The organism is Streptococcus suis (assembly GCF_002960625.1).
In the GTDB taxonomy this organism is placed as follows: Bacteria; Bacillota; Bacilli; order Lactobacillales; family Streptococcaceae; genus Streptococcus; species Streptococcus suis_T.
The window spans coordinates 168,220-177,954 of the sequence record NZ_POJH01000030.1; the positions used below are offsets into that span (position 1 = coordinate 168,220).

At 43.7% G+C, this 9,735-nt stretch carries 9 protein-coding genes and 1 pseudogene; 6 read left to right on the plus strand and 4 right to left on the minus strand.

All coding sequences use genetic code 11. The features are described from left to right. Position 1: 1 nt before the first annotated feature. Entirely contained in the window at positions 2-1,018 is a 1,017-nt protein-coding gene (locus C1G49_RS06795; protein WP_105125088.1) for an NAD(P)H-dependent glycerol-3-phosphate dehydrogenase, read from the minus strand. 224 nt (positions 1,019-1,242) lie between these two features. On the opposite strand from C1G49_RS06795, the gene C1G49_RS06800 reads away from it, so the two are divergent. Genes C1G49_RS06800 through C1G49_RS06810 form a run of 3 tightly spaced genes read left to right on the plus strand, consistent with a single transcriptional unit; the run spans position 1,243 to position 5,176 of the window. Beyond that, positions 1,243-1,692 (plus strand): MarR family winged helix-turn-helix transcriptional regulator, encoded by a 450-nt coding sequence (locus tag C1G49_RS06800; RefSeq protein WP_105118673.1) that lies wholly within the window; start codon positions 1,243-1,245, stop codon positions 1,690-1,692. Next, positions 1,685-3,391, plus strand: coding sequence for an ABC transporter ATP-binding protein (locus C1G49_RS06805; protein WP_105125089.1), 1,707 nt, complete (start codon positions 1,685-1,687; stop codon positions 3,389-3,391). The genes C1G49_RS06800 and C1G49_RS06805 overlap by 8 nt, the downstream gene beginning before the upstream one ends. Then, positions 3,392-5,176, plus strand: a complete 1,785-nt coding sequence (locus tag C1G49_RS06810) for an ABC transporter ATP-binding protein (protein ID WP_105125090.1) — start codon at positions 3,392-3,394, stop codon at positions 5,174-5,176. An 82-nt stretch (positions 5,177-5,258) separates the two neighbouring features. Here C1G49_RS06810 and C1G49_RS06815 read toward each other — a convergent pair whose 3' ends face one another. The 3 genes from C1G49_RS06815 to C1G49_RS06825 form a co-directional block, all read right to left on the minus strand. Further along, on the minus strand, positions 5,259-6,053 hold the full coding sequence (locus C1G49_RS06815; protein ID WP_105125091.1) for a formate/nitrite transporter family protein: 795 nt from the start codon (positions 6,051-6,053) through the stop codon (positions 5,259-5,261). 80 nt (positions 6,054-6,133) lie between these two features. Beyond that, entirely contained in the window at positions 6,134-7,369 is a 1,236-nt protein-coding gene (locus C1G49_RS06820) for an NAD(P)H-dependent oxidoreductase (RefSeq protein WP_105125092.1), read from the minus strand. Positions 7,370-7,383: 14 nt separating this feature from the next. Then, a complete protein-coding gene (locus C1G49_RS06825; protein ID WP_105125093.1) occupies positions 7,384-7,986 on the minus strand; it encodes an NADPH-dependent FMN reductase in 603 nt (200 codons plus the stop codon). Positions 7,987-8,112: 126 nt separating this feature from the next. Between C1G49_RS06825 and C1G49_RS06830 the strand changes: the two genes are divergently transcribed. The 3 genes and pseudogenes from C1G49_RS06830 to C1G49_RS06840 all read left to right on the plus strand — a co-directional run. After that, complete coding sequence (locus tag C1G49_RS06830; RefSeq protein WP_024397964.1) at positions 8,113-8,472, plus strand: YbaN family protein; 360 nt, start codon at positions 8,113-8,115, stop codon at positions 8,470-8,472. A 277-nt stretch (positions 8,473-8,749) separates the two neighbouring features. Next, positions 8,750-9,202, plus strand: coding sequence for a hypothetical protein (locus tag C1G49_RS11175; protein WP_105125094.1), 453 nt, complete (start codon positions 8,750-8,752; stop codon positions 9,200-9,202). Positions 9,203-9,220: 18 nt separating this feature from the next. Further along, positions 9,221-9,625, plus strand: a pseudogene (locus tag C1G49_RS06840) (virulence RhuM family protein); the annotation flags it as partial. Between the last annotated feature and the right edge of the window lie 110 nt (positions 9,626-9,735).

A 9,735-nucleotide genomic window follows, 5' to 3' on the forward strand; every position in this document is an offset into this window, starting at 1 on the left:
ATTAAGACCATTCATTCTCATGGCGGAATTCGCCGGACATGATATCTTTGATAGCGTCCTGGATGCTAGTTCCTTGGTAAATGACGCTGTAGATGGCTTGAGTGATTGGCATATAAACGCCCAATTCTTGTGCTAATTCGTAGGCTGCCTTGGTAGTAGAAATCCCTTCGATAACCATACCCATGTTGGCTTCGATATCTTCCAGTTTTTCCCCTTTACCAAGCAAATCACCAGCCCGCCAGTTGCGTGAGTGGACAGAGGTTCCTGTAACAATCAAGTCGCCGACACCAGACAGACCACTGTAGGTTAGGGGATTGGCTCCCATGGCAACTCCAAGGCGGGTAATCTCAGTTAAGCCACGGGCAATGATAGCTGCTTTGGCATTGTCACCGAATCCAAGACCATGAAGGGCTCCAGCACCAACAGCGATGATGTTTTTCAAAGCACCAGCTGTTTCTACCCCGATGACATCGTTGTTGGTGTAAAGTCGGAAGTAATGGTTGCTGAAGAGGTTTTGCACATAGCCAGCTGTTTCCAAGTCTTTTGAAGCTGCAGAAATCAAGGTCAAGTCACGGACGATGGTTTCTTCTGCATGGCTTGGTCCAGAAACCACAACGATTTCTGAACGGAGATCTGCAGGAATTTCTTCTTCCAAGACTTCAGATAAGCGTTTGTGACTATCTGGTTCCAACCCTTTGGAAGCGTGCATGACAACAACCTTGTGTTTAAGGGCTTGAGCAACTTGTTTGGCAACCAGACGGGTCACCTTGGTTGGAACAACAAAGAGAACAGCGTCAACTCCGTCTAGTGTTTCTGTCAAATCCTTGTAGCCTTTAATATTCTCATCTAAGACAATATCTTTAAAGTAGCGGGTATTGGTATGCTGTTCATTGATTTCGTCAATCTGTTCGGGAATATTTCCCCAAATGCGGACAGTATGACCGTTATCGTTGAGAACCTGAGCCAGGGCAGTCCCCCATGAACCAGGTCCCAAGATAGCAATAGTTTGTTTGGTCATAGAAAATCCTTTCTAGTTGAGTTAATTTATTTACTATTATACCATAAGCAAAAAATAAAAGCTTGCAAGTCATGTCAAATATTGCTTTGATAAAGAAAAATGCTTCCAGCAGGAAGTATGAAAACTGGCGCCATTTTCAGAAAATTGAAGATGAAATCATTGACAATAGTTTCTAAGAGAACTATAATAGTTCTCATGATAATTATTCTAGGAAAGGAGTTATCGTGGGACATACTATTGCAGATTTTCGGAACTTGCTCAATCAGATTGAACAAATCAGTGAAACCATTGCTAAAGAATACGATGTGGAGCACCTAGCTGGTCCACAGGGCTGGGCCTTGCGTTTCATCGCGGAGCGGTCAGACCTTGAAACCTTTGTCAAAGATATAGAAGTAGAATTGAAGATTTCCAAATCGGTTGCCAGCAACCTGGTCAAGCGAATGGAGAAAAATGGCTTTATCCAAGTCCTGCCTTCTCAGGTTGATAAACGTTATAAGCAGTTGGTTTTGACAGAGAAAGGACAAGGAAAAATCTGTCACCTGAAAGCCTTCCATGAAGAAATGCACCATTCTCTATTTTGGGGTATTCAAAAAGAAGAATTTGATTTGGTTAGACAAGTAGCCGATCAATTAAAAGAAAATATTCAACACTATAAGGAGAAGAAACATGTTTAAAGAAGCCATTTTACGCTATAAATGGTACGTCTTAGCATCGGTCTTGCTGACGTCAATTGTCGTAGCAACGACCTTGATGCAACCTAGCTATTTGCAGGATGTCTTGACAGCAGTCTTGGCCAATGACAAGGATGAAATTGTTCGTGTGGGCAAATTACTGCTGATCATTGCAGGAATTGGTCTTTTGGCAGGGCTTGTCAATACCATTTCAGCAGCTAAGATTTCTCAGGGAGTATCTGCGGATATTCGTGAGCAAACCTTCCGCAAGATTCAGAGCTTTTCTTATGCTAACGTTGAAGAATTTAATGCGGGGAACTTGGTTGTTCGGATGACCAACGATGTGACCCAGATTCAAAACTTGACCATGATGCTCTTTACCATCTTGCTACGGGTTCCCCTCCTCTTTATCGGAGCCTTCATTATGGCGGTACGGACCATGCCAGAACTCTGGTGGATGATTATTCTCATGGTGGTCTTGATTATGGCCATTATGGCAGTTGTCATGGGGCAGATGGGACCACGTTTTGGGAAATTCCAGTCCCTCATGGACAAGATGAACAGTATTGCCAAGGAAAACCTACGTGGAATCCGTGTGGTCAAGTCTTTTGTTCAGGAGAAAAATCAATACGCTAAATTCAAGGAGGTATCCAACGAACTCTTGGACCTCAACCTTTTTATCGGCTACGGTTTTTCTATTTTGCAACCTCTGATGATGTTGATTGCCTACATGGCGATTTTTGCATCGCTCTACTTGGTGTCCGGGATGTTGGAAACCAACTTGGAGGCAGTTGGTGGCTTTACTTCCTTTATGAGCTACCTCATGCAAATCATGTTTGCCATTATCATGACTAGCTTTATGGGGATGCAGGCTTCTCGTGCTGCCATCTCTATTAAGCGGATCAGCGAGGTCTTGGATACGGAGCCTGCTATGACCTTCAAGGATGTGGCGGATGAAGAATTGACTGGTAAGATTGTCTTTGACAATGTTAGCTTTACCTATCCACATGATACAGAGCCGACTTTGAAAAATATCTCATTTGAGATTGAGCCTGGGCAAATGGTCGGTGTGGTTGGTGCAACAGGTGCGGGTAAATCCACACTTGCTCAGCTAATCCCACGTTTGTTTGACCCACAGGAAGGAACGGTATCCATCGGTGGTCGGGACTTGAAAGAAGTCAGCAAGAACACCCTGCGTGATACGGTATCGATTGTCTTGCAAAAGGCTATTCTCTTCTCGGGAACCATTGCGGACAACCTGCGTCAAGGGGCACCTGGTGCTGATTTGCAACGCTTGGAGCGGGCCGCAGGTATTGCCCAAGCCAAAGAATTTATCGACCGCTTGGATGATACCTATGAGAGCCAAGTAGAAGAACGTGGAAATAACTTCTCTGGTGGTCAGAAGCAGCGGATGTCCATTGCTCGTGGGGTGATTGGCGAGCCTAAGGTTTTGGTCTTGGATGACTCGACTTCAGCTCTCGATGCCAAGTCTGAGAAGTTAGTGCAAGAGGCTTTAAACCACGACCTGAAAGGGACAACTACTGTCATTGTTGCCCAGAAGATTTCTTCTGTTGTCAAAGCTGATAAGATTTTGGTACTTGACGAAGGTCGTCTGATCGGCCAAGGTACCCACGCCGAGCTGGTAGCGACAAATGACGTTTACCGTGAAATCTACGAAACACAGAAAGGGAGGGAGGAATAGATGAAGACGTTACGTTTTTTCTGGTTTTATTTCAAACGCTATAAACTGTCCTTTGCTGTGATTTTTCTAGCCATTGTGGCAGCGACCTATTTGCAGGTTAAGACACCTGTTTTCCTTGGAAATGCCATTGCGGAGATGGGGAAAATCGGGCAGGCTTACTTTATGGCCAATCAAGCTGGTCAGGCTGACTTTCAGCCTGACATGGCTGATTTTAACGGGGTTATGCTCAATCTTTTCTTTGCCTATGCGGCGACGGTTGTGGCTTCCTTGATTTACACCCTCCTCTTTACGCGTATCGTGGCTCATTCGACCAACCGTATGCGTAAGGGCTTGTTTGGCAAGCTGGAACGTTTGACAGTTGCCTTCTTTGATAGCCACAAGGACGGGGATATTCTTTCTCGCTTTACCAGTGATTTGGACAACATCCAAAACGCTTTTAACCAGTCCTTGACCCAAGTGGTGACCAACATCGCTCTTTATATTGGTATGGTCATCATGATGTTCCGTCAGGATACTCGCTTGGCCTTGGTGACCATTGCTTCTACGCCAGTTGCCTTGATTGCCTTGGTCCTTATCATCCGCCTATCACGGAAATATACGGATAAGCAACAGGCTGCGGTATCTAAGCTCAATGCCTACATGGACGAGAAAATTTCCGGACAAAAAGCGATTATTGTACAGGGTGTGCAGGAAGAGACGATTGATGGTTTCTTGGAACTCAATGAAGAAGTTCGCCGTACGACCTTCAAGGGACGCTTGTTTGGTGGGATTCTCTTTCCATTTATGAATGGTATGAGCTTGGTTAATACTGCCATTGTTATCTTTGCAGGCTCCAGCATTGTTCTCAACGATAGCTCGCTGGAAACAGCTGCCGCACTTGGTCTGGTGGTGACCTTTGTTCAGTATTCGCAGCAGTATTACCAACCAATCATGCAGGTTGCTGCCAGCTGGGCAGAATTGCAGCTAGCTTTCACAGGAGCTCATCGTATTCAGGAAATGTTTGATGAGCCTGAGGAGGTTCGCCCTCAAAACGCTCCGCTATTTACCGAATTAAAAGAAGGTGTTGAAATCAAGGACATTGACTTTGGCTACCTACCAGGCCAGAAGGTCTTGGACAAGGTGTCTATCTCTGCTCCTAAGGGCAAAATGGTGGCGGTCGTTGGTCCGACAGGGTCTGGTAAGACTACCATTATGAACTTGATTAACCGCTTCTACGATGTCAATGGTGGTAGCGTGGCTTTTGACGGTCGTGATATTCGGGAATATGACTTGGATAGCTTGCGGGATAAGGTCGGTATCGTTTTGCAGGAGTCAGTGCTATTCTCGGGTACTATTGCGGACAATATTCGCTTCGGTGATGAGAGCATTTCGCAGGAAATGGTGGAAACCGCAGCTCGTGCCACCCATATCCACGACTTCATCATGAGCTTGCCAGAGGGCTATGAAACCTTTGTGACCGATGATGAGAATGTCTTCTCAACAGGTCAGAAACAGCTGATTTCCATTGCCCGTACGCTCTTGACAGATCCACAAGTCTTGATTTTGGACGAAGCAACCTCAAACGTTGATACCGTGACGGAAGCCAAAATTCAAAAAGCCATGGAGGCCATTATCGCAGGACGGACCAGCTTCGTCATTGCCCACCGCCTCAAAACCATTCTCAATGCGGACGAAATCATCGTCCTCAAAGATGGAAAAGTAATCGAGCAAGGCAACCACAGCCAGCTCCTTAAGCTCAATGGCTTCTACGCCGAACTCTACCACAACCAGTTTGTGTTTGAATAGTAAAAAATAACAGCCAAGATAAGCAGGCCACAATCCTTAAACTTTTAGGATGTGGTTTATCTTGGCTGTTTTTGTAGTATCATTACTGTTCAAGGTGGTTGGTTTTGGTCTGATTGAGCCAAGCATAAGCAATTCCAATAAAGAGGCCGGCTCCAAGCCAATTTCCAAAGAAAACAAAAATCCACTGACGAAGAATATTTACTATAGTAAAGGTATCTACATTAGTACGAGCAGCATTAAAGGCTAAGAGCATGAATGATGCGAAATTGGCGACCAGATGCTCATTGATGAGGAAAACGAACATAAAAATGGAGGAAATGATGACAAAGAACTTAGCAGACTGTTCTTTGATGAGCATGAAGCCAAGGATTGCCATATTTACAAACATATTAGCCGTGATCCCTTCAATAAAATTACTCCAGTCAGATTTTCCAAGTTTGATGGTAACGGCATTGACGACAAAGCTCTTATCAGAGAGATTGAGGTAGGAGAAGGACTGATTGAAGAGCCAGGCTAGAATAGTAGCGCCTACAAAGTTAAAGAAAGTACAGTATAGCAGCATCAGTGTCACTTTTTTCCAGCTAATTTGCTTATAGTAGGCACCAGTTGTGAGATACATCATGTTAGATGTGGCTAATTCACCACCAAAAAGAAGAACAAAAACCAGCCCAATAGCAAAGATGAAGGTAAAGACAAAGCGCGACAAACTTGGAAATTGACTGGCAATAACGTCTGCTCCGATAATACCGACAGCTGTTGACATAGTCAGGTAGGCTCCTGCATACATAGAACGCAAGGCATAGCGGCCTAGACTTTCGTCAAAAAGGGCTTCTTTTTTTGAAACTGCAGCTGAAATTTTTTCTTGAAATGGTGACATAGGAACTCCTTGTGAAATCATGATCAATGTTTTGTTTGAAAAATATAGTGGGAAGAGTTCTTCCCACTATATGTGAACGATTAGTGAGCGGATGCACCAGAATCTGCATCTGTCGGTGTGGAAGTAGCAGGGGCACTACCAGCATCTGATGCACCAGAGGTTGCGTCAACATGTGCAGGAGCTGCGGCAGTTCCCGAACCACCAACTAAGCGTTGACCAGTAGCTTCAAGATACCAATCTAGCCATGGTTTGAAATTAAAGATAATTTCATTGATACCAGCGTAGGATCCGTCAGGATAGTACATAGCTTGGTAGTTGTGGGTGTTGATAATTTCAGCAGGGGTACCGGGTACAATGGTACGAACATATTCCTGGTTACCATTACGCAAGGTACCGACAACCCATTCAACATTCTTCATGCGGGCAGGAGGTAGCGTACCGTGGACAGTTGACAGGCGATTTCCTACTTGAGCAAGTACCCGTTTACCCAACATGGTATTTGGCTCCTGGTGCTTGTTGTTGTAGTAGAGGAATTGGTTATTATCATCTGCATAGGTCAATTCAAATGGCATCGCATTGAGGAACATATTGAGTTGGTCTACGGTGAGGAGACCGTTGTCCAATTTCACATAGGTATTTCCCTCAACGGCATTGACCTGTTTGGCAGCTTTTTCCAACCAGTCTGGATCATCTGGATCGATGCCGTGGATGGTCGTCGCAATCGGCTTTCCACAGTCCAAATCTTCTGGTGCGATTGGTTTTGGTTTTTTCAATTTGGATACAACACCGACATACTTGATAAAGTTGTCTAGACAGCTTTCTAAGAATTTCACGGTACCTTCATTGATGATATTGCCATTATCGTCAAAAGCTTCTTTGGCCTTACCAAGGAGGAATTCATTACCTGGTAGTGTGTAAGCATTGACACCTGGTGCATCTAAAATTTTCCGTAGGTGAACTTGGGCACGAGAAGTTCCTTGATCGTAGTAAGATGCCCCGATAATCATAACTGGTTTATTTTCGAATGGGTGTAAATTAAAGCTGAGCCATTCCAGAGTACTCTTAAGGGCAGGGGTAATGGTATGATTGTGCTCAGGGGTAGCAATAATGACCCCGTCAGCACGGGTGATTTTGTTGTAAAGGTATTGAATTGCAAAACAATCAGACTGGTCTTCGTCCTGATTGAACATTGGAACATCTTTGATTTCCAAAAGTTCTAGTTCAAACTTCACTTTAAAGTGGCGTTGAATGAATTGCAATAGCATGCGGTTATAAGATTGATCTGCATTTGATCCAACAATTCCGACAAATTTCATAGTATCTTCCTCTCTTACAGGTTTTCCCAATCGAAGTTTTCAGCTTCTTTTTGGAGTAATTTTTTTGCGTTAGACAGCTTGCTAGTCATGGTGACAAAGAGGCGGAAGTCATCAAAGATGGCATCCAGTTTTTGACTAGTTTCTAAATCAATGAGCTCCCCATTGGCATCAAAGGCCTGCAAGGAATGTGACAATAAAAATTCATCTGGCAAGACAGTGGCCTTGAGTTCAGGAGCGTTGAGAATTTGACGTAGCTGTAGTTGGGCACGAGAGGAACCAAGTGTTCCATAAGAAGCACCAGTAATCATAACTGGTTTGTTTAATAGTGGATAGACACCGTATGATACCCAAGCAAGGGCATTCATAAGGACAGCTGGAATAGAGTGGTCATATTCGGGAGTTCCGATGATAACTCCGTCAGCAGCCTCAATTTTTGCGGCCAATTCTTTGACAATTTCTGGTAATTCTCGATTGGCTGGTTTATTGAAGATTGGGAGTTCCTTGATTTCAACCAGTTCGATATCTGCCTTATCAGCGAAGTGTTGTTCAATGTACTGTAAGAGTTTGCGGTTGGTTGAGCGAGCGGAGTTTGTTCCGACCAGTCCTAGAAGTTTCATAGCGTCTTCTCTCTTTCCTAAATTTGGTACCTTTATCATACCCGTTTATCCAATAAAATGCAAGCGTTTCCTGAAAATGTGATAAAATTGTTCAAAAATTCACGAGTTTTTTGGTATAATATTAGTATGCAGAGAATATTCTATCTAGTATTTGGTTTTGTTAGTTTGATGGTTGGTGTCATTGGGATTGTTTTGCCGATAGTTCCGACAACCCCTTTTTTACTTTTAGCTGGTTTTTGCTTTGCGAGAAGTTCAAAAAGGTTTGAAAAATGGCTACGCAATACAAAAATTTATCAATTTTACGTAGCTGATTACGTTGAGACCAAATCCATTTCCCGCAAACGAAAAAAGCAAATCATCTGGCAAATTTACTTACTCATGGCAATTTCTATCTGGCTGGCTCCTATTTTATTGGTCAAAATAGGACTGGGACTATTAACAATCTTCATCACTTACTATTTATTTTGGGTCATACCGGAGAAATAAAGTCAGATTTGAGGGTTGAACATTGTCCTCAAGGATGGAAAAGTGATCGAGCAAGGCAACCATAGCCAGCTCCTCAAGCTCAACGGCTTCTAGGCTGAACTCTACCACAACCAGTTTGTGTTTGAATAAAGTTGAAAACCCCAGCCACTAGGTTGGAGTTTTGCTTTACCCTGTATTTCCTGTATAATAGACCTATGAAAAGACAGAGCGTTCGAGTTGAATTATTTCCCCTAAAAAAGAAGAAATCCCTGCCTACTTAGATGACAAGGGTGTTTTTGTGAATGACTATTTCAAGACCTACCTAGCTCACTCGGCATATCAAGTGGTGGAGGAGCAGCAAGAGTGCTTGGTTGAGATTGTCAGCCTAGCTGATATGGGATTTGATTGGGAAGCAACTGCTCCTCAGATAGAGGAGAGAGCCGTGGAGATGGGGTATCAATTACCACCAGCTCATCTGGGAGTTTATCTTCGATTGACCTTGTTGGAACAGGAAGTCAGTCAAGATGCCATACTCTCCCAAGGGAAATCACCAGACGGAGCCATTTGCCTGCTGTCGCCTCAGTTGGAAGACGAATTTACCTTCCCTCGCAGTGTCTATCTCCGTAAGGTTGACCAAGACTTGTGGCTACGTGCAGCTCGCTTTGATGACGAGTATGCTTTTCCCTTAACAACACTTTTTGCATTTGTGACGAAAAATGCGAATGAATTTGTAGAGGGGAGTGAGCCCTAAATAATTAAAGAGGCAAATATGAAGGAATTACAATTTTTAATTTACCGAGCAGAAAATGACCAAGAAAAGGCTAGTGTCATTGTCAGTGACGAGACGATTTGGGCTAGTCAGAAGGAAATGGCAAGATTGTTTGATGTTGGTGTACCAGCTATCAGCAAACATTTGAAAAATATTTTTGAAGAAGGCGAACTAGATGAGCATTCAGTTATTTCCAAAATGGAAACAGTTCAAATAGAGGGGACTCGTGAGGTCATCAGGCAGGTTGATGATTACAATCTGGATGCTATCATCTCCGTCGGTTATCGTGTCAATTCTCAAAAGGCTACTAAGTTTAGACAGTGGGCAACGACTGTGCTTCGAGAATACATGATTAAAGGCTTTGCCATGGATGATGAGCGTTTGAAGCAAGGCGAAAACCTGTTATGGCTTCGAGCCAGTTTTTCTCGTAGAGAAAAACAAGAAAACCACCAGCTATGCTGGTGGCTGACAAGGCTTTGAGCTTCCATTTCTTTTTCCTGTTATAATCTAATTGT

What these genes read in the sequence shown, in the direction of transcription:
- C1G49_RS06795 (WP_105125088.1), bottom strand. Translation starts at nt 1,018, where the DNA reads ATGACCAAACAAACTATTGCTATCTTGGGACCTGGTTCATGGGGGACT.
- C1G49_RS06805 (WP_105125089.1), top strand. Translation starts at nt 1,685, where the DNA reads ATGTTTAAAGAAGCCATTTTACGCTATAAATGGTACGTCTTAGCATCG.
- C1G49_RS06810 (WP_105125090.1), top strand. Translation starts at nt 3,392, where the DNA reads ATGAAGACGTTACGTTTTTTCTGGTTTTATTTCAAACGCTATAAACTG.
- C1G49_RS06820 (WP_105125092.1), bottom strand. Translation starts at nt 7,369, where the DNA reads ATGAAATTTGTCGGAATTGTTGGATCAAATGCAGATCAATCTTATAAC.
- C1G49_RS06830 (WP_024397964.1), top strand. Translation starts at nt 8,113, where the DNA reads ATGCAGAGAATATTCTATCTAGTATTTGGTTTTGTTAGTTTGATGGTT.
- C1G49_RS06825 (WP_105125093.1), bottom strand. Translation starts at nt 7,986, where the DNA reads ATGAAACTTCTAGGACTGGTCGGAACAAACTCCGCTCGCTCAACCAAC.
- C1G49_RS06815 (WP_105125091.1), bottom strand. Translation starts at nt 6,053, where the DNA reads ATGTCACCATTTCAAGAAAAAATTTCAGCTGCAGTTTCAAAAAAAGAA.